19 protein-coding genes and 2 pseudogenes are annotated in these 25,316 nt (G+C 71.7%); 7 read left to right on the forward strand and 14 right to left on the reverse strand.

What is annotated here, in order from left to right:
• Positions 1-18: 18 nt before the first annotated feature.
• Positions 19-813, reverse strand: a complete 795-nt coding sequence (locus tag ACFY2Z_RS10960; RefSeq protein WP_390743859.1) for an SDR family NAD(P)-dependent oxidoreductase — start codon at positions 811-813, stop codon at positions 19-21.
• Between the two features lie 164 nt (positions 814-977).
• On the reverse strand, positions 978-1,736 hold the full coding sequence (locus ACFY2Z_RS10965; RefSeq protein WP_390743860.1) for an SDR family NAD(P)-dependent oxidoreductase: 759 nt from the start codon (positions 1,734-1,736) through the stop codon (positions 978-980).
• 396 nt (positions 1,737-2,132) lie between these two features.
• Between ACFY2Z_RS10965 and ACFY2Z_RS10970 the strand changes: the two genes are divergently transcribed.
• Positions 2,133-2,942 (forward strand): maleylpyruvate isomerase family mycothiol-dependent enzyme, encoded by an 810-nt coding sequence (locus ACFY2Z_RS10970; RefSeq protein WP_390743861.1) that lies wholly within the window; start codon positions 2,133-2,135, stop codon positions 2,940-2,942.
• A gap of 34 nt (positions 2,943-2,976) precedes the next feature.
• Here the strand turns inward: ACFY2Z_RS10970 and ACFY2Z_RS10975 are convergent, their stop codons facing one another.
• The 4 genes from ACFY2Z_RS10975 to ACFY2Z_RS10990 form a co-directional block, all read right to left on the reverse strand.
• Positions 2,977-3,471: a PaaI family thioesterase gene (locus ACFY2Z_RS10975; protein ID WP_390743862.1), complete on the reverse strand. Its 495-nt coding sequence runs from the start codon at positions 3,469-3,471 to the stop codon at positions 2,977-2,979.
• A 154-nt stretch (positions 3,472-3,625) separates the two neighbouring features.
• The gene (locus ACFY2Z_RS10980) at positions 3,626-4,525 is read right to left on the reverse strand and encodes a LysR substrate-binding domain-containing protein (protein WP_390743863.1); all 900 of its coding nucleotides are present in this window, start codon (positions 4,523-4,525) and stop codon (positions 3,626-3,628) included.
• A 115-nt stretch (positions 4,526-4,640) separates the two neighbouring features.
• Positions 4,641-5,519 carry a YegS/Rv2252/BmrU family lipid kinase gene (locus ACFY2Z_RS10985; RefSeq protein WP_390743864.1) on the reverse strand — a complete coding sequence of 293 codons (879 nt, stop codon included), beginning with the start codon at positions 5,517-5,519 and terminating at the stop codon, positions 4,641-4,643.
• A gap of 64 nt (positions 5,520-5,583) precedes the next feature.
• Positions 5,584-7,179 (reverse strand): FAD-binding oxidoreductase, encoded by a 1,596-nt coding sequence (locus tag ACFY2Z_RS10990; RefSeq protein ID WP_390743865.1) that lies wholly within the window; start codon positions 7,177-7,179, stop codon positions 5,584-5,586.
• A gap of 74 nt (positions 7,180-7,253) precedes the next feature.
• On the opposite strand from ACFY2Z_RS10990, the gene ACFY2Z_RS10995 reads away from it, so the two are divergent.
• Both ACFY2Z_RS10995 and ACFY2Z_RS11000 read left to right on the forward strand, forming a co-directional pair.
• On the forward strand, positions 7,254-7,853 hold the full coding sequence (locus ACFY2Z_RS10995; protein WP_390743866.1) for a TetR/AcrR family transcriptional regulator: 600 nt from the start codon (positions 7,254-7,256) through the stop codon (positions 7,851-7,853).
• Positions 7,850-9,445 (forward strand): glycerol-3-phosphate dehydrogenase/oxidase, encoded by a 1,596-nt coding sequence (locus tag ACFY2Z_RS11000; RefSeq protein ID WP_390743867.1) that lies wholly within the window; start codon positions 7,850-7,852, stop codon positions 9,443-9,445. The genes ACFY2Z_RS10995 and ACFY2Z_RS11000 overlap by 4 nt, the downstream gene beginning before the upstream one ends.
• Before the next feature lie 342 nt (positions 9,446-9,787).
• On the opposite strand, the gene ACFY2Z_RS11005 is transcribed toward ACFY2Z_RS11000, so the two are convergent.
• The 6 genes and pseudogenes from ACFY2Z_RS11005 to ACFY2Z_RS11030 all read right to left on the reverse strand — a co-directional run.
• A complete protein-coding gene (locus ACFY2Z_RS11005; RefSeq protein WP_390743868.1) occupies positions 9,788-10,240 on the reverse strand; it encodes an ATP-binding protein in 453 nt (150 codons plus the stop codon).
• A gap of 146 nt (positions 10,241-10,386) precedes the next feature.
• Positions 10,387-13,239: a hypothetical protein gene (locus tag ACFY2Z_RS11010; protein WP_390743869.1), complete on the reverse strand. Its 2,853-nt coding sequence runs from the start codon at positions 13,237-13,239 to the stop codon at positions 10,387-10,389.
• Positions 13,236-14,348: an AAA family ATPase gene (locus ACFY2Z_RS11015; protein ID WP_388968444.1), complete on the reverse strand. Its 1,113-nt coding sequence runs from the start codon at positions 14,346-14,348 to the stop codon at positions 13,236-13,238. Before ACFY2Z_RS11015 ends, ACFY2Z_RS11010 begins: the two co-directional genes overlap by 4 nt.
• Before the next feature lie 49 nt (positions 14,349-14,397).
• Complete coding sequence (locus ACFY2Z_RS11020) at positions 14,398-15,840, reverse strand: VWA domain-containing protein (RefSeq protein WP_390744075.1); 1,443 nt, start codon at positions 15,838-15,840, stop codon at positions 14,398-14,400.
• Between the two features lie 86 nt (positions 15,841-15,926).
• Positions 15,927-17,346 (reverse strand): annotated as a pseudogene (locus ACFY2Z_RS11025) (hypothetical protein).
• Between the two features lie 3 nt (positions 17,347-17,349).
• A pseudogene (locus tag ACFY2Z_RS11030) lies at positions 17,350-17,889 on the reverse strand (hypothetical protein); the annotation flags it as partial.
• Positions 17,890-18,376: 487 nt separating this feature from the next.
• Between ACFY2Z_RS11030 and ACFY2Z_RS11035 the strand changes: the two are divergent.
• The 3 genes from ACFY2Z_RS11035 (at position 18,377) to ACFY2Z_RS11045 (ending at position 22,072) form a co-directional block, all read left to right on the forward strand.
• Positions 18,377-19,105 carry a hypothetical protein gene (locus ACFY2Z_RS11035; protein ID WP_390743870.1) on the forward strand — a complete coding sequence of 243 codons (729 nt, stop codon included), beginning with the start codon at positions 18,377-18,379 and terminating at the stop codon, positions 19,103-19,105.
• Positions 19,106-19,529: 424 nt separating this feature from the next.
• Entirely contained in the window at positions 19,530-20,882 is a 1,353-nt protein-coding gene (locus tag ACFY2Z_RS11040; protein ID WP_390743871.1) for a cytochrome P450, read from the forward strand.
• Between the two features lie 329 nt (positions 20,883-21,211).
• The gene (locus tag ACFY2Z_RS11045) at positions 21,212-22,072 is read left to right on the forward strand and encodes a ribonuclease BN (protein WP_390743872.1); all 861 of its coding nucleotides are present in this window, start codon (positions 21,212-21,214) and stop codon (positions 22,070-22,072) included.
• A 149-nt stretch (positions 22,073-22,221) separates the two neighbouring features.
• Here the strand turns inward: ACFY2Z_RS11045 and ACFY2Z_RS11050 are convergent, their stop codons facing one another.
• Together ACFY2Z_RS11050 and ACFY2Z_RS11055 are read right to left on the reverse strand one after the other, a co-directional pair.
• On the reverse strand, positions 22,222-23,316 hold the full coding sequence (locus tag ACFY2Z_RS11050; RefSeq protein ID WP_390743873.1) for an alpha/beta hydrolase: 1,095 nt from the start codon (positions 23,314-23,316) through the stop codon (positions 22,222-22,224).
• Between the two features lie 182 nt (positions 23,317-23,498).
• Complete coding sequence (locus tag ACFY2Z_RS11055) at positions 23,499-23,819, reverse strand: ANTAR domain-containing protein (RefSeq protein WP_390743874.1); 321 nt, start codon at positions 23,817-23,819, stop codon at positions 23,499-23,501.
• Between the two features lie 381 nt (positions 23,820-24,200).
• On the opposite strand from ACFY2Z_RS11055, the gene ACFY2Z_RS11060 reads away from it, so the two are divergent.
• On the forward strand, positions 24,201-25,163 hold the full coding sequence (locus tag ACFY2Z_RS11060) for a helix-turn-helix transcriptional regulator (protein WP_390743875.1): 963 nt from the start codon (positions 24,201-24,203) through the stop codon (positions 25,161-25,163).
• The last annotated feature ends 153 nt before the right edge of the window (positions 25,164-25,316 follow it).

Raw genomic sequence — 25,316 nt, forward strand, 5'->3', positions numbered from 1 at the left:
CCGCGCGCGGGAGGCGGTTCACGGCACGATGGCGTCGACGTATCCCCCGTCGACACGCAGCGCGCCGCCGGTGGTGGCGGAGGCCTGGTCGGAGCCGAGGTAGACGACCATATGGGCGATCTCCTCCGGCTCGATCAGCCGCTGCAGCAGCGACTGCGGCCGGTGCTCACGCATGAAGACGCGCTGGGCCTCGTCCCAGGGCAGGTCACGGTCGACGAGTTCGTAGACGAAGTCCTCGACGCCCTTGGTGTGGGTGGGACCCGCGAGGACGCAGTTCACCGTGACGCCGGTGCCCGCGGCCTGCTTGGCGAATCCCCGGCCCACCGCGAGCAGCGCCGTCTTGGTCATGCCGTAGTGGATCATCTCGGCGGGGATGGCGACGGACGAGTCACTGCCGATGTACTGGACACGCCCCCAGCCGCGTTCGCACATGGCCGGCAGACACAGACGGGTCAGCCGCACGGCGGCCAGGACGTTCACCTCGAAGTAGCGCCGCCATTCGTCGTCGGTGATCTCCAGGGCGTCCTTGGCGCCGAAGATGCCGAGGTTGTTGATGAGGATGTCGACGTGCGGCAGTGCCTCGACGGCCCGGCGCGCGCCCTCCTCGGTGGTGACGTCCGCGGCGACGGGCACCACATCGGCTCCGGGCACCTCGCGGTTCAGGCGCGCGACGCTGTCGGCCACACGGTCGGCGGTACGGCCGTTGACCCCGACCCGGGCTCCGGCCCGGGCCAGTCCGGCGGCGATCGCGGCGCCGATGCCCTGTGTGGAGGCGGTCACCAGTGCGGTACGGCCCTTCAGATCGATCTGCATTCTCGTCACAGCCCTTTCGTGTGCGTGCACTGGACTGGGTACCCGTGGCGCCGCGCCGGCACGGGAGTTCCGAGACCACGCCCCCCGGATGGCCGCTTCGCCCACCAGGGGTCCCGGCCCTGCCCCCGGTGCGCACCATCCGGTGGGCACCGGGGGCTGTGACATCAGACCGCGGTGCGGCCACCGTCGACGGGAAGCACCGCGCCGTGCACGAAGCCGGCGGTGTCGCTCGCCAGGAAGACGATGCTCGCGGCGATCTCCTCGGGGGACGCCGGCCGTCCGGCCGGGGCCTCAGCGGCAAGACCGTCCAGGCCCTCACCCAGCGCCGCGGTCCCCTCGGTGCGCGTGGGACCGACGGCGACGGCGTTGACACGGACCCCGCGGGGACCGTACTCGGCGGCCCACGACTTGGTCAGCAGGTTGACCGCGGCCTTGCTGGAGCCGTACAGCGCCATGCCGGCCACACCGTACTCGGACACCATCGTGCTCACATTGACGATCGCGCCCTTGCCGCGCTCCGCCATGGCCGGTGCCAGCGCGGCGACCAGGAAGAACTTCGCCCTGACGTTCAGCGCGTAGACGGAGTCGAACTCCTCCTCGGTGACCTGCTCCGTGGGCTTGAAGGGGTACACGCCCGCGTTGTTGACCAGGATGTCCACCCGGCCGCCGCCCAACTCGGTGGCACGGCGGGCCAGTTGGCGCGCCCCCTCGGCGCTCCCCAGGTCGGCGGCGACGAAGTCGCCCTTGCCGCCGTGCTCCCGGATGACGGCGACGATGCCCTCACCGCGCGCCCGGTCGCGCCCGGCCACCAGGACATGGGCGCCCCGCTCGGCCAGCGCGAGCGCGGTCGCGGCACCGATTCCGCTGGTCGCGCCGGTCACCAACGCGACGTTTCCGTCCAGAGACAGAGACAGAGAAGTCATGGCTGTGCCTTTCACATTTCGGTTCTTCGAATCGGCAACTGAGGGGAGGGACGGCGGAAGTGCCGTCCGATCGAGCGGGAGACCGTCGTCGACCCACGCTTCATGTGCATGTCGGTGGGCGTGGCCTCGCCCGCGTGCCTCGGACCCGGCGGGCCCGTCAGGTCGATGGGCCCATGCCACCACAGGCCGTGCTCCGGCGGCCACCGACGGCCACAGGCGTCTCTTATGGCCGCCCTCGGCGATGGTTCTGGCTGGTGGGATGCCCTGTGGCCCGAGGGGATGTTGGCTTTTTCCGTACGGCCGTCACGCCGTAGCGAGGCCGGCAGCCTTCCGTGACGGCCGTCCGTACCCCCGCTGGGGCGAGGTCCCTGTCCCCACCGGGGCGAAGGAGGAACCATGACACAAGCCGTCACCCCCGCCACGACAGCTCCCGACTCCTGGCTGTCGGCGCTGCGTGGCAGTTCCGAGCGCCTGGCCGCTGCGGTGGAGGGCCTCTCCGACGAGGCACTTGCCCGGCCGTCCTTCGCCGAGGGATGGAGCATCGCCCAGGTGCTGTCCCATCTCGGAAGTGCCGCGGAGATCTGCACCGCGCTCGTGACGCGCGGACTCGCCGGTGACCTCACGCCTCCCCGGCAGGAGGACAACGTGCCGGTCTGGGAGCGCTGGAACGCCATGGCCGGGCCGGATCTGCGCGCCGCCTGGCAGGAGGCGGACGGCCGGCATCTGAGCCTGCTGGACGCGCTGGACGACGCCACGCGGGCCGCGTTGCGGATCCCCTACTTCAGCGGCCTCCTCGGCGTCCGGGAGTACGCCGGCTACCGGCTCTCCGAACAGTCGGTGCACGCCTGGGACGTGGAGGTCGCGCTGCACCCCGCGGCGGTGATCCCCACCACGGAGGTCGATCTGCTGTGGGAGCGGCTGGACCTGGTGGCGACCCGCTTCCGGGACCCCCACACGCTGGGCCGGCTCGCCCCCGGCCGTATCGCGGTGCGGCTCATCGACCGGCCGCGCCCCCTGAGCCTGCTGCTGGAGAGCGAGCTGCACCTCTACCCGTGCGAGCCCGCCGAGCCGACGGGCACACTGTCCGGTTCCGCGGAGGCGGTACTGCGCCTGGTCTACGGCCGCAACCGGCCCGAGGAGGACGGCGTCACCGCCACGGGCGCGGCCACGCTCCCCGATCTGCGCTCACTGTTCCCCGGGTACTGAGCGGGGTGTGCGCCGCGCATGGGCGCGGCGCCTCTCAGGCCCCGGGCGTCGGGAACAGGACGCAGCTGCTGGTGGCGTGGGCGAGCAGACGGTCCGAGCCGTCGAGCAGCTGGGCCTGGGCGAGGGCGGTGCGCCGGCCGCTGCTGAGCACGGTGCCCACGGCCCGTACCTCGCCCGTGTCCACGGTGACCGGACGCAGGAACTTCACCGTCAGATCCAGGGAGGTGTACGCCGTGCCGTGGGGCAGGGTGGAGTGGACGGCACATCCGGCCGCGGAGTCGAGGAGGGTCGCGAAGACACCGCCGTGCACACTGCCGATCGGGTTGTAGTGCTCCTCACCCGGGACCAGCGAGAAGACCACACGCCCCCGCTCCACCTCGGTGAGCACCAGGCCCAGCGTCGCGATGACGGGTGGGGGCGGCAGGCTCCCGGCCAGGAGTTCGTGCAGGAACTCGAGCCCGGACATACGTCCAGCGGCCTCCGCGGTGACCGCGGGGTCGTCCCATTCGTACGTACGTGATCTCCCCATGCCCGGGGGCCCTCCTCGTCTGGCTTCGCAGGCGAAGCTAACTGCCCCACCGGCTGACTGTCAATGACGAAAGTCAGCGTCCCGCCCTGGTGGGAGGGGCCGGGCCGAGAGGAACGGCCACCGCTGTCCCGGCCGTCCCGCCCGTCGGTGCGGATCAGTCGCCGGGCGGCTGTTCGAAGGCGGCGACGAGTCGGCCCAGGTCCTGCCGTCGTGAGTCGGCCGGCCACACCGCCCACGTCCGGCGGACGAGCGGGTGGCCGGTCAGCGGCGACCACGCCACCCCGTCGGGGATGGGTTGCGACCAGTCCGGCGGTGCCAGCGCGAAGGCCCGGCCCGCGCTGACGGCCGCCAGTTTCACCTCCGCGATCAGCCGCTGCCCCTCGGGGGCCTGCGCCCCCAGATCCAGGCCGTGGCTGCGCAGGATCGCGGTCAGCTCGTCGTGCCACGCGGGACTGTCCGAACGGGGAAAGGCCACCCACTGCAGACCGGCCAACGCATCCAGCGCGATCCCCTCCTCCGTGGCCAGCTCCGCCGCCTGCTCCGCGGCCAGCAGCACACCCAGCCGCTCCCTGTTGACCAGCATCGCGTCGAGCTCCCGCCCGGTCGGACGCTCCCGCAGCAGTCCCACATCGAGTTCACCGGCGTGCAGCGCCGCCAGTTGCTCCGACGTGGACAGGTGCCGGGCCTCGACCCGGGTGTCGGGACAGGCCTCGGTGAGTTCCGTGAGCGCGGGGCTCAGCAGACGCGAGGGGAACTCCAGCGGAATGCCGATCCGCAGAACCCCGCCTCCCCCTCCGGTGTACCGGGCCAGCGTGCGCAACGCCTGATCGTGCCGCGCGAGCACCGCACGGGCCTCCCCGAGCAGGGCGGCGCCCGCCTCGGTGGGCCGCACCCCGGTGCTGCTGCGGACCAGCAGCTTCACCCGGAGCTGACGTTCCAGACTGCTGACCGTCTGGGACAGCGCCGGCTGGCTGACATGCAGCCGTCGGGCCGCGGCCGAGAAGCCCCCCTCCTCGACCACCGCGACAAAGGCATGCAGCTCCCGCAGTTCCATGGGCCCATCGCACCACGGCATGAACGTCCGGGCCACGGCCGGCCAGAGGCATGTGTGATGGAACCCATCCACGCAACGTATGGCCGGTCGGCCGGGAAAACTCGGCCGCGTTCCCTCAGCAGAGTACGGCGAGCGCTCCGGGCAGCACCCTGGCCGTGACGGGGAGGACGGCATCGACCTCCCCGTCGGTGCCGTAGGGAACGCTCCGGTCGGCCTCGATGCGGACCTCACTGCCCCGCACGATCCGCACCTGCGGCCGGTGGACGTGGGCCCCCGACTTCAGCTCGTTCATCAGGGTGAAGAACAGTCGGCGCGGCGCCTCGCGGATCATCACCACGTCGAGCAGTCCGTCGTCGACGCGGGCATCGGGGGCGATGATGCGGCCGGAGCCGTAGTAGGCGGAGTTGGCGGCCACGACGGTGTAGCCGCGGTGCGGCAGTTCCTCGCCGTCGACGGTGACCCGGTAGGCGGCCGGGCGCCAGGTGGCGACGGCCCGCAGTCCGCCCGCGTAGTAGGAGGCGGCCCCCTTCAGGAGGGTGGATCGGTTGGCATGGCGGTTGGCGAGCGCGTCGACGCCCGCATAGACGCTGCCGAGGGCGACGCTGCGCCCGTGGGCTGACTCCACTTCGATGGTGTCCACGGAGCGGGGGGCGTGGTGCAGCAGCACCCGGGCCAGTGCGTCCGGCTCGGTGGGCAGGCCGAGCGCGCGGGCGAAATCGTTGCCGCGTCCGGCCGGGACCAGACCGAAGAGCGTGTCGGTGCCGCTCAGGGCCCCGCCGACGCCGCCCACGATTCCGTCACCGCCGACGGCCAGAACGACCCGCTGCCGTTCCCCGGCCTCCCGGGCGAGCTCCTGGGCGTGGGCCAGGCTGCGGCTGTACTCGGTCTCCAGTTCGGCCCCGGCCTCCCGCAGCAGCCGGGCCACCTGAAGCAGCCCCGCGACCCCGGCGGATCCGCCGGCGGTGGGGTTGACGATGGCGGTGAACTGTCGCATCGATGTGCCTCCGAGGGCGCCTGACGGGTCGTGGACGAAACGATCGGGTCGGGGTGCTGGGGGATCAGTCGGCGGGGAGCAGGACGGCGGGGTTGAGCAGGCCGGTGGGGTCCAGTCGGCGCTTGACCGCCTGGAGGGCGCCGATGCCGAGCGGGCCGGCCTCCCGGACGTACCACTCGCGGTGATCGGTGCCCACACCGTGGTGGTGGCTGATCGTGCCACCCGCCGCCAGAATCGCCTCACCCGCGGCGTGCTTGGCGGGCGCCCAGTGTGCCACGGGATCGTCGCCCTGCGCGGAGACCACCGTGAAGTACAGGGAGGCGCCGTTCTCGTAGACATGGGAGATGTGGCACATCACCAGGGGCGGGGTGCCCGCGTCGGTGAGCGCGATGGTCAGCGCGTTGCGGACCGAGGCGTACAGGGCGGGCAGCCGGGACCAGAAGGCGGCGGTCTCCAGGGTCTCGGCGAAGGCTCCGGCGTCCAGCAGCGCGTCCCGCAGATAGGGAGCCGAGTAGCGGCCGTGGGCCCAGCGCTCTCCGGGCTCCTGGCCCAGGTAGGTGCCACCGCAGTCACGCAGCACGGCCGCGGCCTGTTCCCGGCGGTAGGTGGTGTCCTCCTCGGTGCCCTCGTAGCCGGCGATCGCGAGGCAGCCGGCGGCCTGCGGCAGTCCGGAGGCGCCGATGGCGTCGGGCTGGGCCAGACCGATCAGCGTCTCCGTCTCGTCCGACAGGCGCAGCACGGTCGGCCGCGGCCCGTCCTGGGCCAGGCGCCGCAGGGCGGCGGCGCCCTCCTCGAAGGAGTCGAAACGCCATCCCTCGTAGACGCGGGTGTGCGGGACGGGGCGGATCCGCACGGTCACGGACGTGATGACGCCGAACGCCCCCTCGGAGCCGAGGACGAGCTGACGCAGGTCGGGTCCGGCGGCCGAACGCGGGGCGCGGCCCACCTCCAGGGTGCCCTCGGGGGTGGCGAGGGTGAGGCCGAGGACCATCTCGTCGAAGCGGCCGTACCCGGCGGACGCCTGTCCGCTGGAGCGCGCGGCGGCGAATCCGCCGATGGTGGCCCACTCGTAGGACTGGGGGAAGTGGCCGAGGGTGAAGCCGTGGTCGTGCAGCAGCGCCTCGGCGTGCGGGGCCCGCAGGCCGGGTTGCAGGGTGGCGGTGCGGGAGATCGGGTCGAGGTCGAGCAGGCCGTTCATGCGGCGCAGGTCGAGGGCCACGAAGGGGCGTCGTCGCTCGGGGGCGAGGCCGCCCACGACGGAGGTGCCGCCGCCGAACGGGACGAGGGCCAGGTCGTGGTCGGCACAGACGCGCAGCACGGCGAGGACCTCGTCGTGGCCGCCGGGGAGCACCACGGCCGCGGGCACGTCACTCATGTCGCCCTCGCGGATGCGGAGCAGATCCGGGGTGGACTTTCCGCGGGTGTGCCGGACACGGGACTCGGCGTCGGTGCGCAGATGCTCCTCGTCGCCGACGACGGCGAGCAGGGCCCGGTGCGCGGAGGGATCCAGCGGCGACTCGGGTACGGCGATCTCATCCAGGGTGACCGGCTCGGCGCTGCGCGGTTTCACCCCGAGCATGTCGCGCAGCAGCCCGATCACCGTGTCGGGCAGCGGCGTAGCCCGGGCCGGGTCGCCCCAGCCGCTCCACAGCATGTCCATGGTGCTTGTCCTTACCGGTCGTCACGAACAGAGCGGTCTCCTGCGCGGCCGCAGGGCGCGTTACACTGTTACACATGACGCCTATTCGTCACAATGCTTCGGACAACGATCCGGTGCTCGACGCCGTCCGCGACTGTGTCCTGGCCGTCGGAGTCCGCCGCACCACCTTGACCGATGTGGCCCGCCGTGCGGGTGTCTCCCGGATGACCCTGTACCGCCGCTGGCCCGATGTGCGGTCACTGGTCGGCGATCTGATGACGCGGGAGTGGATCGAGGCGGCCACCGGCGCGATGCCCGAGCGGGGCCAGGTGGCGGACGCGCGCACCCTGATCGTGGAAGGGCTGGTGAACGGCGTGGACGCCTTCCGCCGCCATCCGCTCTTCCGCAAGATCATCGACGTGGATCCCGAACTCCTGCTCCCCTATGTGCTCGACCGGCGCGGAGCGAGCCAGGACGCCCTCCTCGAACTGCTCGCCGCCGCCGTCGAGGAGGGCCACGCGGACGGCTCGGTACGCCCCGGTCACCCCCGGCGGCAGGCCAGATCCCTGCTCCTGGTCGCCCAGTCCTTCACTCTGTCGCTGCGCACCATGACCGAGGAGGACGACGCCGAGTTGGGCACCGAGGCCTTCTACGGAGAACTGCGGACCATCCTCGAGAGGACCCTCACACCATGAGCTCCAGCAGCAGCCCGGCCTCCTCGGGGCAGCCCGCTCCGGGTACGTCCCTGACCGCCGCCCGTCGTCTGCGCGAACTGGACGAGAGCATCGACGGGCCGCCCGTGGACGTCCTGGTCGTCGGTCTCGGCGCGACCGGCGCGGGCGCCGCCCTGGACGCCGCCGCCCGGGGGTTGACGGTCGCCGCCATCGACGCCCATGACCTGGCCTTCGGCACCTCCCGCTGGAGCTCCAAGCTCATTCACGGCGGACTGCGCTACCTCGCCTCCGCCCAGTTCGACGTCGCCCACGAGAGCGCACGTGAACGCGGCATCCTGATGGAGCGCACCGCCCCCCATCTGGTGCGCGCGCAGCCGTTCGTGCTGCCGCTCACCCCGCTGGTCTCCCGCGGTCAGGCCGCCCTGGCCTGGGCCGGCTTCCGGGCCGGCGACTCACTGCGTCTGGCCGCACGCACGGCCCGGGCGACACTGCCCGCGCCGCGCAGGCTCTCCGCGGCGGAGACACGCAGTCTGGCTCCCGCGCTGCGCGGCGCGGGGCTGCGCGGCGGACTGCTGTCCTGGGACGGCCGCGTCACCGACGACGCCCGTCTCGTCACCGCGATCGCGCGCACGGCCGCGGCGCGGGGGGCGCGGATCCTGACCCGCGTTCGGGCGCTGGAACTCACCTCGTCCGGGGCCCGCATACGCGACGAACTCACCGGCCGCGAGGGCGAGATCCGCGCCCGCGCGGTGATCAACGCGTCCGGGGTATGGGCGGGCAGCCTGGTGGACGGAGTCCGGATCCGCCCCTCGCGCGGCACCCACCTCGTGCTGCGCGCCGAACACCTCGGCTTTCTGCCCGCCGGTCTGCACATCCCCATCCCCGGCGAGACCAACCGATTCGTCCTCGTCCTGCCCCAGGGCGACGGCCGGGTCTACGTCGGACTCACCGACGAGCCCGTGGACGACGTCCCGGACGTGCCCTCCGTGCCCGAGACCGACATCGGCTTCCTGCTCGACGTCCTCGGCTCCGCCCTGGACATCCCGGTCCACCGCGACGATGTGGTGGGCGCGTTCGCCGGACTGCGCCCCCTGCTCGACACCACTCCGGCCGGCGGCTCCGGTGCTACGGCGAACACCGCCGACATCTCCCGCAAGCACGCCGTGCTCACCTCGCCGGAGGGCGTGGTCACCGTGGTCGGCGGCAAGCTCACCACCTATCGGCGCATGGCCGAGGATGCCGTCGACGCCGCGGTCGCCGCACACCGCCTGCCCGCGGGGCCCTCGCCCACGGCCGGACTGCCACTGGTGGGCGCCGCGTCGCCCCATGCGCTCGGCGCCCTCAGCGCGCCGCGCCGACTGATCAGCCGCTACGGCACCGAAGCACCGGCCGTGCACGCCCTGGCCATGGCCGACCCCCGGCTGGCCGAGCCGGTGCTGGCGGGTCACCCGGTCACCCGTGCCGAACTGCTGTGGGCCGTACGCCACGAGGGAGCACTCGACGCGGCCGACCTCCTGGACCGCCGTACCCGCATCGGGCTGGTTCCCGGCGACCGCGCCACCGCGCTCGAGACCGTGCAGGAGGTGCTCGGCGAGGACCTGGGAGGCCACTGACCGGGGCTCACGGCCCGGCCGACCGGGCCGTGAGGGGGTGGGTCGAGCCCGGTCGACCGGGGAGCGAGGCCGGTCGGTCGGCCGGACGGGGAGTGGAACGAAGGGGGCGAGCCCGGTCGGCCGGACGGACGGGGAGTGGAGCGAAGGGGGCGAGGCCGGTCGGCCGGCCGGTCGGCCGGACGGGGAGCGAGGGGGGCGAGCCCGGTCGGCCGGACGGGGGGCGAGCCCGGTCGGCCCGACGGACGGGGAGTGGAACGAAGGGGGCGAGCCCGGTCGGCCCGACGGACGGGGAGCAAAGGGGGCGAGGCCGGTCGGTCGGACAGGGAGCCAGGGTGGGCCGGGTCAGGCGGCCGTGGTCAGGTCCGCCCAGTGCAGGGTGCGACGGTGGGCACGGCTGTCGCCGTGGGCCGTGGCGACCTGGTCGACGATGCACAGGCCGCGGCCGTGCTCGTCCGGACCGCAGCTCGCCGTCCACGCGGCCTCGCGACGGGCCGGTCCGCCGTCGGTGACCTCGACCCGCACCTGTCGCGGTCCGACCTGCAGATGCAGCATGATCGGCGGCCGCGCGTGCTCCACGGCATTGGTGACCAGTTCCGACACCAGCAGCAGGACCTTCTCGATGGTGGGCTGGTCGATCCGTCGGCGCTCCAGGAAGTTCCGGGCGTGACGGCGGGCCCGCCCCGCGGCCTCGGGGCGGTGAGGCAGCAGCCAAGTGCGACGATGGACCGCCCGACCTGCTCCCCACGCGCAGCGGCCAGGCCGATGCTGGTGCGGGAACGTGTGCGGAGTTCCCACGAACCTCACCTCCCACCGAATAAACGTTCGTCCATCGGTTCCTATTCCGGCGAACGCCTGCAATCCGCCCTTCCCTGGTCCGCCGGTCGGTCACGGCGGGCCAGGGAAGGGACGCGGTCTGCGGCAAAGCGGCCGCCCCGCGGCGATCACAAGGAGCCGGCCAGCAACTCCTTAAGCGCGATCGCCGTGTCGGGGTGGCGTATGAGCAGCTCCGCGCCTGACGGTCCCGGGTCCGCCGACGCCCAGGCCTCCTCGCAACCCAGCAGGTCCGCCACCGCATCGCAGGTCGCCGGGTGGGCGGCCAGCAGTGCGACGCCACGGGCGCCCCCGGCGTGCCCCGCCAGCGGTGGCACCCGCGGACTCGGCTCGGCCCGCCACGGCGGCACCCATCCGTCCAGCGCCGGCAGTCGGCCGGGGAAGATCCGCCCGGCCTCCCGGATCAGCAGCGGTGCCAGTTCGGCTCCGTCGGACCGCAAAGTGGTGATCAGGGTCGGCAGCCAGGGCAGCAGCACCGGGTCCGGCAGCCGCGCGAACGCGTTCGACACGGCCTCGACGACGAAGTCGGCCAGCTGCGGGACCGGCTCCAGCGCATGCAGCAGTCCGCTGAGATACCGCGGATACGCGGGGACGACCAGGGGGTTGTCCAGCAGTTCGTCGCACCTGGCCCGCAGTTCCGCCCGGGAGAGGTGTCCGAGCTGCGCCTGGGCCGCCCACAACAGGGCGGTCTTCGCCGGCTCCTCCGGATGGGACTGCGCGACCGCAAGCTCCAACTGCGTCCGGTCGCAGCCCAGTGACAACGCCAGGCTCTCCATGCCGAACAGGAAGCCCATCGTCGCCGCGACCTGGCGGACGGTCGCGTCGTCATCGGTGAACGCCTTCGGCAGCAGCGTGCAGTAGTGGGCGTAGCCCGCCTTGACGAAGGACTCGATCCACTGGGGCAGCACCGGTTCGCTGGTGCGGTAGTAGGCCAGCAGCCGCCGCACCCGGCGCAGCACCTCCGGCGCGCCGTCGACGCCGCGTTCGCTCGACAGCACCTCGAGGGCGCGGGTCCCCAGCTCGTCGGCGAGGCGGCGGCTGCGCAGGTACAGCGTCGCGTCCTCCACGGTCTCCAGCACGGTCGCCGCCGTGGCGTGGGGCCCGTACGCCGTGCGCCGCAGACGCTGTTCCAGGACCTGCTCGACACTGACGCCCTCGTAGCCGAGTTCGATGAGCGCCCGCTGGTGGGTGCCGAGCGCCAGGTCCCAGGACTCCTGGATGGGCCGCTCGCCGAGCCGCCGCTCGCCCATGATCGGCCGTGCGGCGCCCGGGGGCATCAGATGGCGGAGCATCCACAACACGTCGGAGCACTGCCGCAGTTCGGGCCGGGCGGCGATGTCCAGCAGCGCCCGCTGCACCCCGCGCTGTCCGAGCTTCATGTCGAGCGGTGCCAGCCGGTCGTGCACATCCCGGGCCAGGGGTGGCAGGGCGTCGTAACCGACCTGGCCGGTACGGTCACCGCCCATCATGATCTCCACCAGGCGGCGCACATCGCGTCGGCCCGGTACGGCGTCCTTCTCGATGCAGGTGACCGCCGCGTCCTGGAAGTCGTACGGCGTGGGCCTGGCCCGGTCGCGCATCCCTGCCAGCAGGATCGATGTCTCGAACACCGCGATGGCGTCGGCGGTGGAGGCGAGATAGCCGTTACGGCGTGCGGCGCGCACGATCTCCACCGACCAGCCGAGCAGTTCGGCCTCGTCCAGCCGGTCGAGCACCGGCGGCCGCTGCAGGAAGCCGGACAGCTTGTCCGCGCCCGCCTCGGTCGGATCGAGGGCGCCCCCTGCCGTGCTCGTCCCGGTCGCGGCGGCCGTCGCCGTCCTCCTGGCCGCCGGGGTCCTTGCGGCCGCCGCGGTCTTCTTCGCGCCCGTCTGTCCGGCCAGACGGAACGGCCGTACCCCCGTGCGCTTGAGGTTCTTCGTCCACACCGTGGCGGCGATCGACACCGAGCCGCCGGCGAGACCGAACTGCGCCTCGATCGCCGCGTGGCTGGACGGGATCAGCCCGTGCTGCCACTTGGTGGCGCTGGGCGGGCTGATCCCGAAGGTGTCGGCGCCGTGGACACCGAACTCCGCGACGCGGCTGGCCGCGTGGAACGCGCCGCACACATAGAGGCAGTCCCCGGGGTCCGTCCCGGTCGCCGCCAGGTGCTCGCGCATCCTCGTCCACATGTAGCGCTCGCGGTCCTCGTCCACGCGCACCCGCCGCGGATCCCCGGGCGCGAGCCGCCGGAACAGGCTGCCGATCAGAAGCATGACCTGCCGGTAGGTGTCATGGTCGCTGTCGCCGAGCGGCAGCTCGACGTATTGGTGCCACCATTCCGACCAGTGCCTCACCCGGCCGTGGCGCAGCAGGTGTTCCTCCAGCTCGGCGAAGCGCGGCCGGAGGTCGCCGATCTCCACGCCGACCGCGTCACCGTGCAGCGCGCCCTCCTCCTCGGCGGGCGGCGCGTCGGGGTCGGCCGGCTCGGCGCCGGCCGCGTCGCGCGGCTCCCACTGGAACACATGGTCCGAGGAGCGGTCGACGAGCACCAGCTCGACACCGGGTGTGTCCAGTGCGTAGGCGATCGCCTGGTACTCGGCCGATGCCTCGGTGATCGGCGCGACCACCGACAGCGGCGCCCAGTCGGCCGGGAAGCCCTCCACCTCGGACGCGAACGCCTGCACCGCGACCGGGAGTCGGCAGTTGCGCAGTTCGGTCAGCAGCGGTGCCATGTCCTCGCACAACTCCAGGTACACCACCTTCGGCTGCTTCTCCCGCAGTCGCCGTGCCATGGCGGTCGCCGAGGCCGGCGAGTGGTGGCAGACCGGGAAGATCTCCAGTGGTTCCCGCACCGCTCGGTCGACGTCGTCGACGATGCCGAGCAGAATGCCCTGCAGGGCGTCCGGCCCGTCCGCGAACGTCGTTGCGGCCCGCTGCAGTTGGGTGCGCAGAGCGTCGAACGTCCCCTGTTCCTCGGCGCTCATGACAGGGTGGCAATCGCGTCACGGCCGCCCTCGAGGAACTCCGGCCAGGATCCGCCTTCTTCCTTGCTGCGCGGCTCGACGACTCCGTGCAGGTACTTGTTGAGGATGGCCAGGTCCTCCGGCTCGCGACGGGCCAGCGATCCCACGAGCGAGGAGGCGAGCGTACGGGCGGTCAGCGCGCGCTCGCCGAAGAAGTTGCTGTGCAGGATGGCGTCCTCGAGCACACCGATCTGTTCGGCCGTGGACAGCGCGGACTCCAGTTTCTCGTCGTCACCGGCGGCCGCGGCGGCCGAGGCGCGCAGATCGGCGAAGCTCTGCAGCAGCACGTCAAGCAGCGTCGGCGGCACGTCCAGCTCGATGCTGTGGCGGCGCAGCAGTTCCTCGGTGCGGAAACGGACGATCTCCGCCTCGCTCTTCTTGTTCGTCATCACCGGGATGCGTACGAAGTTGAAGCGGCGCTTGAGCGCCGAGGACAGGTCGTTGACCCCCCGGTCTCGGCTGTTGGCGGTGGCGATGACGGAGAAGCCCGGCTTGGCGAAGACGATGTTGTCGCTGTCCAGCTCGGGGACCGAGATGTACTTCTCCGACAGGATCGAGATCAGTGCGTCCTGGACATCGCTGGTGGAGCGGGTGAGCTCCTCGAAACGGCCGATCGCGCCGGTCTCCATCGCGGTCATGATCGGCGACGGGATCATCGACTCCCGCGACTGCCCCTTGGCGATCACCATGGACACGTTCCAGGAGTACTTGATGTGGTCCTCGGTGGTGCCGGCCGTACCCTGCACCACCATGGTGGAGTTGCGGCAGATCGCTGCGGACAGCAGTTCGGCCAGCCAGCTCTTGCCGGTGCCGGGGTCGCCGATGAGCAGCAGACCGCGGTCGGAGGCCAGGGTGACGATGGAGCGCTCGACGAAGCTGCGGTCACCGAACCACTTCTGCGGTATCTCCCGGTCGAGACCGTCGGCGCGCTCGGAGCCCAGGATGAACAGACGGACCATCTTCGGGGACAGGCGCCACGCGAAGGGCTTGGGGCCGTCGTCGACGGACTCCAGCCAGTCCAGTTCCTCGGCGTACTTGATCTCGGCGGGGGCGCGCAACAGGTCGGACATGTCAAAGGCCTTTCACAGTGGATGACTGAGGGAACAACACAGCAGACGATCAGGTGAGGAACGTCTTGAGTTCCTGGACGAGCTTGCGGATGTGGCCGGAGAGCACCGGCGTGCCGAGGTCCTTGAAGCGCTCCCGGAACCAAGGATTGACGCTGCCGCGGCCGGAGCTCGTCACCGATCCGACCGGGATGAACTTGACCCCGGAGCGGTGCAGGGCGGACATGCTCTCGAACAGTTGCTCGGTGCGCCATTCGTAGAAGTCGGATATCCAGACGACCACGGTGTTGCGGGGCTCGGCGACCTTCGGCTGGGCCAGTGCCATGGCGACCGTGCCGTCGGTGCCGCCGCCCAGGTTGGTGCGCAGCAGGGTCTCGAAGGGGTCGTGCACCCATGGCGTGAGGTCGAGCGCCTGAGTGTCGTACGCGATGAGGTGCACGTCCACCTTCGGCAGCCCGGCGAAGATCGACGCCAGGATGGTGCAGTTGACCATGGAGTCGACCATCGAGCCCGACTGGTCCACGACCACGATCAGCCGCTGGGGCGTCGTCTTGCGGGCGGTGTGGCGGTAGTAGAGGCGGTCGACGTAGAGCCGCTCCTCCTCCGGGCTCCAGTTGGTGAGGTTCTTCCAGATCGTGCGGTCGAGGTCCAGGTTGCGGAAGACGCGTTTCGGCGGCACCGAACGGTCCAGGGCACCGACCGTGGTCTTCTCCACCTGGGTGCGCAGGACCTCCGCGACCTCGTCGACGAAGCGGCGGATCAGCGCCTTGGCGTTGGCCAGGGCTACGCCGGAGAGGTTGTTCTTGTCGCGCAACAGCTGCTCGATCAGCGACATGCTCGGGGTCAGCCGGGCGGCGAGCTGCGGATCCGCGAGGACCTCGCGCAGATGCATCCTCTTGACGAGGTCGGCCTCGATGGAGCCGAGTTCCGGACCGATCGCCGGGATCAGCCGGCTGAGGTCGGGCGTCGTACCGCGGCCGCCCGATCCGGTCGGACTGACACCCGGGCCCGCTGCGGCGCCTCCCGCGGGACGGCCACCGCGCAGGTCACCCGGCTTGCAGCCGAGTGCGCGCTCCAGCCAGCCCGCGTCGGACTGCCAGCTCGACAACTGTGCGGCGCTGACGCTGCCGGAGCCCTGGGCGAAGACGTTGAGCAGCACCTTCGAGACCAGTGCCGCACGTCGCACCTCGGCCGCGCGGTCGCGCGCGCCGTCGTCGTCGAGCTCGGGCACCATGAGTCCCTCGAACTCGGCGGCCAGCTCCGGATGGCGCTGCACGATCGAGTCGACGGAGGCCGCCGGGTCGAGCAGGGCGGGCGGCAGGCCGATGTCCTCGACGACGGCGACACTCGCCGATTCGAGCGTCGGCTGCTCCTCGTGATCGAACAGGCGGGCGAGGAGCCGCCAGTACAGAACCTGACGGCGATTCTCGGAGCTCGTCGCTCCGATCGTGTCCTCGGGCGTCTCCTCGCCCGCCTGCCCAGTCGTCCGGGCCATCTGCGCGGCCGTCCGGCCGACCCGCGCGGTCGACTGCCCCGCCTGACCGTCGGTCTGACCGTTCGTCCGTGCGTTCGTCTGCTCGGTCATTTCCGCAGCAGCCTTCCCGCGCGCTCCCGCAGCGCGGCGACGGCGTCGGTGGCGGCCTTCTCGGCCTTGGCAGCGGCCTTGTCCGACGTACCCCCGGCCCACGCCCCGGCGTGGATCGCCACCGCCTTCTTCCGCACGGTTGTCTCGACGGCCAGCGGCTGCACGCTGAACGCACCGTCGTCCCAGCGCAGCAGGCCGATACAGGCACTCGACCGCGCGACGGCCTCGGGACCGAGCGGCCCGGCGTCCGGGGCACGGTCGGCATCGACGGCGAGCCGGTGACCGGCGATCTCGAACGTCAGGGCCTCGTCGTCCTGGTGGACGCCGTAGCCCTCCAGCAGCACGGGTACGGCGATACGGGCCGGATGCCGGTCCAGCGGCGCGGCCTCGGCGACGGTCGCCGTGGGCAGGGCGACCCGGGCGGCGGCGAAGGCGTCCGCGGGCTCGCCGGGGCGCCCGTGCTCGTCACTCCAGATCAGGTCGCCCTCGGCGGTGATCGGCATGTCCACGAGGTCCATGGAACGGCCTTCACCGAGGGCGGCCAGCAGCGACATGTGCGGACGCATCAGCTGCCACACGCCGGCTCCGAGGACCGTGTCCGGCTTCGGCACCGACACACTGGCCCGCACCAGGCGGGGCGCGCTGCCGTCGGCGGGTTCGAGGACCGCGTGGACCTGGGCCTGTGCGGCGGTCGCGTGCTCGTGCACGTCGACGCCGAGGGGCAGCAGGCGTCCGGTGGCCGGCCATGGGGGTGGCGGTGGCCCGGGGCAGCGTCAGGAGCATCGCCCGCGACCACAGGTCCGCCCAGCGGCGTACGGGAATCCGTTCGAGGGACGCGCCGGGGCAGGAGGCGGCCAGCTCGGCGGCGAAGCCGTCCAGGAGGGTGCCCAGGCGGCGCAGGACCGGGTCCGGAAGCATCGCGGAGACGACCTGTGCCGCCCCGGAGACCATGTCGTGGTCGATGCCCCGCCATCCGGCGCGCGCCAGATCGGCGAGCCAGGAGCGGGCTGCGGCCGGCAGGTTCGCCGTCGGCCGGGCATCGGCCCCGGGAACCGCCTCCGTCTCGCCGCGTCCCCGGCCGGTCGTCTCCGTGACGCGCGCAATGAGCGCGTCGTGCGCGGCTCCGAGCAGTGCCGTGCGGGCGGCGGCGAGGGCGACGAGGTCGTCCTCGCCCGCGGCTCCGGCGGCGGCCTTCCCGGCCGCCTCGGCGGTCCTGGAGGCCAGTGGTGTCCCCGCGACGGCCTGGGCGAGTTCGTCGAGGCCCGCGGCCTGGCCGGGGTGCGGACGCAGCAGTCCACCCACGAGAGCCTGGTCGAAGGCGTCGACGGCCGCGAGGGCCTCGTCCAGTCCGGCGATCGGTTCGGCGAGCAGGTAGGCGCGCTCCCCCGCGCTCGACGCCCGCTCGCCCGGGGACACGTCCGCCGTCGTCCTGGTCGGCGGGAACCACTGCATCTCGGGCAACGGCGCGGTGGACGGGGCCAGTTCCAGATAGGCCAGGTGACGCAGGAACCGGCTGAAGACGGAGGCGGCCGCCTTGGCGTCCGCCTGTGGCGGACGGGTGCCGGTCATGACCGAGGCGAGGGTGTCCGCGCTCCGTTCCGCCTCCGCGACCTCCACGCGCAGATAGCGGGCGACGCGCTCGGCGCCGTACTGCAGCACCGCCTCGTTGATCAGGGCCCGGATGTGGTTGCAGAACGAGCCCCGTGCCCCGCCGCAGGGACGGTTGTTGTTGGTGCTGCAGGCGAACGCGTAGGTCCCGGCCGCGACCGACGAGACATACACCCGCTCGATGTCCGAGCCGCTGGAGACCACTCCCTGCAGACGTCCGTCGGCCAGCTCGACGAACGGCACCTTGGCCAGCTTCCGCGGCCGGGCGGGTGGTGTCACCCGTGCCGTACTCGACTTCTCCCAAACCGACAACGCACCATCTCCTTTGCGCCCAGGGGACGTCCACGCCAGACCGGCGGGACACGGCTGAACTTAGTGGTGACCACTGACAACGCCCTCGTGGAGCGGCTCGCCACCCTGCCCGGCCCGCCGGCACTCCCCGCCAGGAGGGCAGGACCCACGGTCCGGAGGCGGCCCTCGCCCGGGGTGCGGCGGCGGTCCGGCGGCGCGGCGGAGATGCGGGAAACCGGCCCCGGGGAACGCCTCGGCTCAACTCCGGGCGCTCACGGCTCCCGTGCCCGCGTCGAGGGGGTACGCCACCGCTTGGCGTACGGCACACCCGGACGGGCTAGCCGGGCGCCTCGGCGTCGGACATCCCGCCGGGCACTGTCACCACGAGGAACCGCTGTCGGCCGCACCCGGGATGGACCAGGCCGCCGCGCGATCTTCAGCCGGTTCGCACACGCTGATCCCTGGGGCCGGCCCACGCGGACATCCGCTCGACAGGCAGATCCGCCCCTCCCGCCGTCCCACGACCCCAGAAAAGGGAGCACCCACAATGGCAGTGACGACGGACGCGCTCATACCGGCGCTACAGGACGCCCGGAAGACCCACGCCGCCCTCATCCACATGGTGCGGGCGGATTTGGCTGTCACTCCCGCACATCCGCACCGCCACACCCTGGAGAACCTTCTCGCCGACGTACGCGAGCACATCGACCGTATCGACGACCATGTCCGCCTTCTGCGACCCCGTCGGCTGCTGAGCGACGCGACCGCCATCGTCCGGACGCTCGCGTCGGTCGCCGTCCGCGCCGCGCGCATCCCCCTGGAGGCCGGTGCGATGATCGCGGACGGCGTCCTGCTCGGCGGCCGTCCGGCGACCGACCGCCAGATGCTGAGGATCACGGAGTGCGAGTACGCCGCCGCCGCACAGTCGCTGGCGACCTGCCGGGCCGGTGAGAGCATCGCGGCGCTCGCCGGTGACGAGGAGGCCATGGACCTGCTCGCGGCACTGCGCCAGCGGGACGAAGAGATGCTGCGGACCCTGGAGAACCGCCTCGAACAGCTCGCTCTGACCCTGACCGAGGCGACGGCACGCGGCGGCCGGTCGACCCGTACCTATGGCCCGGCCGCCCCGGCACCGGCTCACCTGACCGGAGTGCAGAGCCATCAGACCTGGTCGGGCCGGCACGAGCCCACGAACACCAGGCTCGGCTCCGGCGCACCGGGGACGGGACTGCGGGCGGCCGAGGCGGCCGCACCGGTGGCGGGAGCGGGACAGTAACAATCGGCGGGCAGCGCACGAGGACAGCCGACCGACCGGCTGGGAACGAGGCGCCACAGTGCCGTCGCACAGGCGGCGAGGCAGGTCGGCTTCCCGTGCACGGCCATCGTGGGGCCCGCCGACCTGGCCATTTCGCATGCGATGCCCGCCGTACCGCCGGTACGTCGATCAGAAGTTGCGATAAGAAGCCAATCAATTCCACGAAAGCCACGAAACCTTGAGGGTGAATGTCAAAGAAAATATAATCCTCTTTTCCCGTGACCTGTGATCGTGGAAAACCCAACGGCATTCTCAGTCATACTCTTTACGGCCGTTCGCCGCCGCCGTTACGATAACCAAGGGAGCCCAAGCGTTTCCGATCCCCTTCCTCTCGCCCCAGATCCGGAGCGCATCCCTCTGTGGGAGAGCATGGAACGGAGTCATCGTGGCCAGTAGTTACTGGACCGGCGCCCTCGCTCCCGTCGCCCAGGGCCGGTGTCCGGTCCTCGGTCATCTGCCACAACTCGCGGCGAGCCGCTCCCGGTTCTTCGATTCCCTGCGCCCTCAGGGCGAGGTCGTCCAGATCCTGCTCGGCAGTCGCCCGGCCTTTGTCCTCAACTCACCGGGCGCCGTGCACGAGAGCCTCACGGAGAAGAGCAGAGACCTGGGCAAAGGACTCCTCTTCCAAACGGCGCGACCCTTCATGGGCAATGGCATCGCACTCTCGGAGGGGGCATTCCACCGGCGACAGCGCCGCATCCTCCAGCCGGGTTTCCACCGTGCCCGGATCGCCGGCTACGCGCCCACCATGGCCGCCCTGGCGGAGCAGACGGCCGAGAGCTGGCACCCGGGATCCGTCGTCCAACTCGACGAGGAGATGCGCCGCCTGGCCACGAGGGTCATCCTCCATGTGCTGTTCGCGTCGTCGCACGAGATCCCGCGCGACCTCGCCGAGATGGGCGAGAAAGTCCCCGCGTATCTGCATGTGCTCACCAAGGGGATGTTCCTGCACACGGTGCTCCCCACGCGGGTCGCCGCGCTTCCCACGCGCGGCCGGCGGCGCTTCTTCGCCGCCGCCGCCACCCTGCGCGCCCTCGCCGAGCGCGCCGTCCAGCACGCCAGGATCCACGCGGGCGACGGTGATCTGCTGTCCCTCATGCTGGGGCGCGCCGGCGTCACCACCCCCCTCATGACCGACGAGCAGGCGCGCGACGAACTGCTCACCCTCCTGATCGCCGGAGCGGAGACCACCGCCACCACGCTGTCCTGGGCGCTGCACGTCCTCAGCACCGACCCCGAGGCCCAGGAACGGATCGGTGCGGAGGCCCGCGCCGTCGGCCTCGCCGGGGACCCCGGTGCCGCAACTCCGTACACGGACCGCTTCCTGACCGAGGTCCTGCGCCTGTACCAGCCGAACTGGCTGATGATGCGGCGCACCGCATGCCCGACGACCATCCGCTCGGTACGGCTGCCCGAAGGCGCCGAACTGATCCTCAGCGCGGCCGCACTGCACCGCGACCCGGTTTCCTTTCCCGATCCCCTACGGTTCGACCCGGACCGCTGGCTGTCCCGGAGCGAGCGTGACCTGCCGCGCGGCGCCTACATCCCGTTCGGGGCCGGGAACCGCAAATGCATCGGCGACACCTTCGCCTGGCACGAGATGCGGATCACCTTGGCGGCCATCATGACGCGGTGGCGACTCCATCCGGTCCCCCGGCACCGTGTCCGTGCCGTCGAGCATGTGCAGATCCGCCCCAACGCACTGCCGCTGCGGGTCACTCGCCACGACAGCCACTGACGCTCAGACCCGCCGACCCGCCGACCCGCCGACCCGCCGACCCGCCGACGACCAAGGTGCCCGCCGGATCCCGAACACGCAGAAGACCCCGCCTCCGGAGTAAGCGGAGGCGGGGTCTCGTAGAGCGCCGGGCAGGCCTTGCACCTGCATCTCCCCACAGGAAGCGGGGCGTCTTTCTTTGGACCACCAACGCATGAGAAGGGGCACCGAAGTTCAGCGCCGTTCACTAGATCGAGTGTATCGCACATGTGCGGCACGTCGCACCGCCAGAGGGTGATCAACGGGAGCAGGGGGTTTCAGCTGACGGTGGCTCGGGAACGGGGGGACGCATGACGGGTTCCTCAGGCCCGCCCCCGCACGAACGCCCCCAGCACCGCGGACGGCACACACGCTGGCACACCCGCTGGCACAGTTCGTCCACCGGGCGGCTCTGGCAGCACGGCCGTGAGATGGAACTGATGCACCGCGCCATGGGCTTCGCCGCCCTGGCCCTGGTCACCCTCGCGCCGCTGCTGATCGTCGTCGCCGCCGCGGTCCCCTTCCAGCAGCGCGGCTTCGCCTCCTGGGTGACCGACGGCATGAGCCTGACGGGGCGCCCGGCGGACGCGGTGAACCACCTGTTCACCGCGCCCCGCAAAGTACTCAGCGCGACCAGCGTCTTCAGTATCGTCGCCCTGGCCCTGTTCGGACTCACCTTCGCCTCGAGCGTCCAGACGGGCTATGAGCGGGTGTGGGATCTGCCCGCGGGGCGCTGGCACAGTGTGTGGCGCCGCGCTGTATGGCTTGCTGCCCTGACGGCTTATCTGTTCGCCGAGGTGCAGAGCGGCGCGATCCTGCGTGGCGGTATGGTCCCGTCCATCGTCCGCATCACCCTCACCGTCTTTTTCGGCATGCTGTTCTTCTGGTGGGGCCAGCACTTCCTGCTGGGCAGCCGGGTGAGCTGGCGGGCGCTGCTGCCCGGGGCGACGGCCACCATGCTGGGCCTCGTCGGCCTGCGCTGGTTCTCCTACCAGGTCTTCTCCCCGCTCATCGTGAACAACGCCGTCACCTACGGCACGGTCGGCGCGGTCCTCATCGTGCAGTCCTGGTTGATCGGGGTCGGCTTCATCGTCTTCGGCGGCCCTCTGCTGGGCCGTCACGTCCACGAGGCCCACACCGATCGACGGCGCACCCGTGCCACGAGTGAATGAGGGCACGGGCGCCCCGCAAACCCGGCCCGACCGGCCCGCCGTTACCCGAGGCGCGCCGAGCACCGCCCGGCCGCGTCACGGGAACAGAGCGGCCGGGCGGTGCGATCGGGCGTCGTGGAGACGGCCCGAGGCGACGGACTCGGGCCGCGTCAGCCGTACAGAGCCTGCCGCAGGGCCTCGTTGGCCTGGGCCACCGCGGACTGGGCGGCGTGGCTCCCGGCGAGGCCGTTGAGCATCACGAAGTCGTGGATCATGTGCGCGTAGTGGACGTGGGTGACGGGAACGCCGGCCGCGTGCAGCTTGACGGCGTAGTCACGGCCCTCGCTGTACAGCACATCGCTGTCGGTGATCACCAGCGCCTTGGGCAGGCCCCGCAGCTGGGCGGTGGTGGCGCGCAGCGGGGAGGCGGTGGGCCGGGTGCGGTCCGAGGTGTCGGGGGCGTACTCGTTCCAGAACCACTTCATGCCCGCGGCGGTGAGCCAGCAGCCCTTGGCGTAGCGCTGGTAGGACGGGGTGGTGAAGTTCGCGTCGGTGACCGGGTAGAACAGCACCTGCTGGGCCAGCTTGGGGCCACCGCGGTGCTTTGCCATCAGGGTGACGGCGGCGGTCATGTTGCCGCCGACGCTGTCACCGGCCACGGCCAGCCGGGAGCCGTCGACGTTGATCTCGTCGCCGTGCCGGGCGACCCACTGGGTGGCCGCGTAGGCCTGCTCGTTGGCGGTCGCGTACTCGGCCTCGGGCGAGCGGGTGTAGTTGACGAAGACCACCGCGGCCTTGGCACCGTTGGCTATCTGCCGTACCAGCCGGTCGTGGGTGGAGGCGTCGCCGAGGACCCAGCCACCGCCGTGGAAGTACATCACCACGGGCAGCTTGCCGGTCATGCCCTTCGGCCGGACGATACGGATGGAGACCGAGTGGGTGGGACCGACGGGGATGGTGCGTTCGGTGATGTCGGCGGGAAGCTTCTCGACCGGGTAGGCGGCCTGGAGGTCCAGCAGCGACTTGCGGGCGGCGGCCGGCGTCATGTCCTGGATCGGCGGGCCGCCCGCCTGAGCGAGCTTGTCGAGGAAGGCCTGGGCAGTCGGCTCCAGGTTCTGCCGGGGGTCGCCACAGGTGTCCTTGGCGGCGGCGGCAGCCGGGGTCGCCAGGGCCGGGACGGCGACGGCGAGGGTTGCGGTGGTGGCCAGGGCCGTCAGGGCGGACAGAGGCTTGCGCAGGCGGCGAGAGCGTCGGGTGGCGCTCATGGGGGTCCTCCTTCCGAGGGGTTCTTCCTCAGCGAGCGTCAAGTGCTCGCCCCTGCGCGGCCCGCCGGGCCGGTCCGAAGGAGTGGCGTCGTACGCCTGCGCGGGTGAACGACGTACCGGAACCGTTTGCGGTCGCCTGGGCCCGTACCCACGACGTCGACCGGTTCAGGTCGCCACGACGCTCAGGTTGCTGTAGAGGGCTGCTCCCGGCGCCCGGAATCATCCGTGAGCCGGTCGAGTACCCGCCGCAGCTCGCCCAGTTCCTCGTCGGGGAGGTCGCCGCCCTGCGCGAACCTCACCACGCCTGCGGCAAGGTCGTCGAGGCCGGTGCCGGTGCGCCGGGCGACCTCCCGCAGCGCCCGGCATGCGTCCTCGGGCGTCACCCGGCCGAGGACCGCCAGAACGCCCACGGCCTGGTTGCGGACGGCGTCCGCGGTGATGGCTCGCTGCAGTCGTTCGTTCTCCGCGCAGAGCCGCCGCATGTCCCGGGCCAGCTCCGTCACGGACCGTGGCTCCAGGGAAGGACACCCGTAGAGGCCGGACAACGCCATGGACACACCTCCGGGGCAGACGGGGGACGCGTCGGCCTGACGTCCGCACAGGCGCGCCACGACCGCTTCGGCCTCTTCGTGTCCCACTCTGCACTCGGTCGCCCCATGGGGCGATACATCAAACGAACAGCTCACGCCGCGCAGTACGGGAAACGAAAGCCGGGCCCGCCGATCGTGTCGAGCGGCTGTTTCGACTTCCGCACGTTTTCCGTCCGGCGGACCGGAAAACCGTGCATCTATGAAGTCCGTGAACGTGTCGGGACTCCGTTCCGATCGGCCCGGCCTTACCTGTCCGAAAGAATCCACATCGCTGAGGGAGGGGAGAATCCAGTCATGGACACGCTGGCCTTCGACAGCGACGACCTCGCGGAGACCGAGGCGTTCTTCAGCCAGGCCTACGCGAGAATGCGCATCGGCAGCGGGACCCCGGGGGGCAACCGCGCACAATTGATCCGCCATGCCACGGACCAGGTCAGCACCGACGAGCTGGACCTGCGTTTCGACATGGACTACTCCGTCACGCCGCTCGGCAGACTCTGCCTCTGCGTCGTGCACGACGGCACCATCGAGGACCACGCCTTCCATGGGGTCCGGGACGACTTCGGTCCCGGGGACGTCGTCTGCTTCGCCCCGCCGGAGCTGCCCTACAGCGGACGCATCCGCCAGGCCCGCTACAACATCACCATGCTCGACCCCGACCTGCTCACCCAGGTCGCCGACCTCGTACCGCGGTCACGTCCCGAGCCGGTGCGCCTGACCGGGCACCGGCCCCACTCCCCCGCCGTCGCGGAGCACTTGAAGTACACCATCGCCCGGCTGCAGACCGTTCTCGCGGAACCCGACCTGGCCCGCCAGCCGCTGGTCGTCTCGACCCTCACCCAGCATCTGGCGGCCGGTGTCCTCGCGGCCTTTCCCACCACCGCGCAGACCGACCCCACCGGCTCCGACCGCGCCGACGCCGGTCCCGCGGCCCTGCGGCGCGCCGCGGCCTACATCGAAGACCACGCCGACCAGGCCATCACGCTCGCCGACATGGCCGCCGCCGCCCACGTCACCATCCGCACCCTGCAGTACGCCTTCCGCCGGCACCTGGACACCACTCCCCTGGGGTATCTGCGCCGGGTCCGCCTCACCCACGCCCACCATGACCTCCGCTCGGCCGACCCCGACGGCGATGTCACGGTCACCGAGATCGCGGCACGCTGGGGCTTCCACCACCCGGGACGCTTCGCCGCCCTCTACCGCGAGGCCTACGGCCGCACACCGCGGACGACGCTGCGGCAGAGCGCTCGCTGACCCTCCGGGCGGCCCGTCACGGGGAAGGACGCGTCCGAGGGCTGTGCGATGCGCGCGGACCGGCCCGTCTCCGGCCGTTTCGAACGCGCGGCCCCAGGGGACTCGTGCCAGGCTCGAAACGGCGCCGCGCCCTGGAGTGCGCCCCGCGCGGAG

This window comes from Streptomyces sp. NPDC001222 (genome assembly GCF_042896945.1).
GTDB classification, from domain to species: domain Bacteria; phylum Actinomycetota; class Actinomycetes; order Streptomycetales; family Streptomycetaceae; genus Streptomyces; species Streptomyces gibsoniae.

Coding starts and splice junctions, on each gene's coding strand:
- ACFY2Z_RS10960 (WP_390743859.1), bottom strand. CDS start 813: ATGCAGATCGATCTGAAGGGCCGTACCGCACTGGTGACCGCCTCCACA.
- ACFY2Z_RS10965 (WP_390743860.1), bottom strand. CDS start 1,736: ATGACTTCTCTGTCTCTGTCTCTGGACGGAAACGTCGCGTTGGTGACC.
- ACFY2Z_RS10970 (WP_390743861.1), top strand. CDS start 2,133: ATGACACAAGCCGTCACCCCCGCCACGACAGCTCCCGACTCCTGGCTG.
- ACFY2Z_RS10975 (WP_390743862.1), bottom strand. CDS start 3,471: ATGGGGAGATCACGTACGTACGAATGGGACGACCCCGCGGTCACCGCG.
- ACFY2Z_RS10980 (WP_390743863.1), bottom strand. CDS start 4,525: ATGGAACTGCGGGAGCTGCATGCCTTTGTCGCGGTGGTCGAGGAGGGG.
- ACFY2Z_RS10985 (WP_390743864.1), bottom strand. CDS start 5,519: ATGCGACAGTTCACCGCCATCGTCAACCCCACCGCCGGCGGATCCGCC.
- ACFY2Z_RS10990 (WP_390743865.1), bottom strand. CDS start 7,179: ATGGACATGCTGTGGAGCGGCTGGGGCGACCCGGCCCGGGCTACGCCG.
- ACFY2Z_RS10995 (WP_390743866.1), top strand. CDS start 7,254: ATGACGCCTATTCGTCACAATGCTTCGGACAACGATCCGGTGCTCGAC.
- ACFY2Z_RS11000 (WP_390743867.1), top strand. CDS start 7,850: ATGAGCTCCAGCAGCAGCCCGGCCTCCTCGGGGCAGCCCGCTCCGGGT.
- ACFY2Z_RS11010 (WP_390743869.1), bottom strand. CDS start 13,239: ATGAGCGCCGAGGAACAGGGGACGTTCGACGCTCTGCGCACCCAACTG.
- ACFY2Z_RS11015 (WP_388968444.1), bottom strand. CDS start 14,348: ATGTCCGACCTGTTGCGCGCCCCCGCCGAGATCAAGTACGCCGAGGAA.
- ACFY2Z_RS11020 (WP_390744075.1), bottom strand. CDS start 15,840: ATGGCCCGGACGACTGGGCAGGCGGGCGAGGAGACGCCCGAGGACACG.
- ACFY2Z_RS11035 (WP_390743870.1), top strand. CDS start 18,377: ATGGCAGTGACGACGGACGCGCTCATACCGGCGCTACAGGACGCCCGG.
- ACFY2Z_RS11045 (WP_390743872.1), top strand. CDS start 21,212: ATGACGGGTTCCTCAGGCCCGCCCCCGCACGAACGCCCCCAGCACCGC.
- ACFY2Z_RS11050 (WP_390743873.1), bottom strand. CDS start 23,316: ATGAGCGCCACCCGACGCTCTCGCCGCCTGCGCAAGCCTCTGTCCGCC.
- ACFY2Z_RS11060 (WP_390743875.1), top strand. CDS start 24,201: ATGGACACGCTGGCCTTCGACAGCGACGACCTCGCGGAGACCGAGGCG.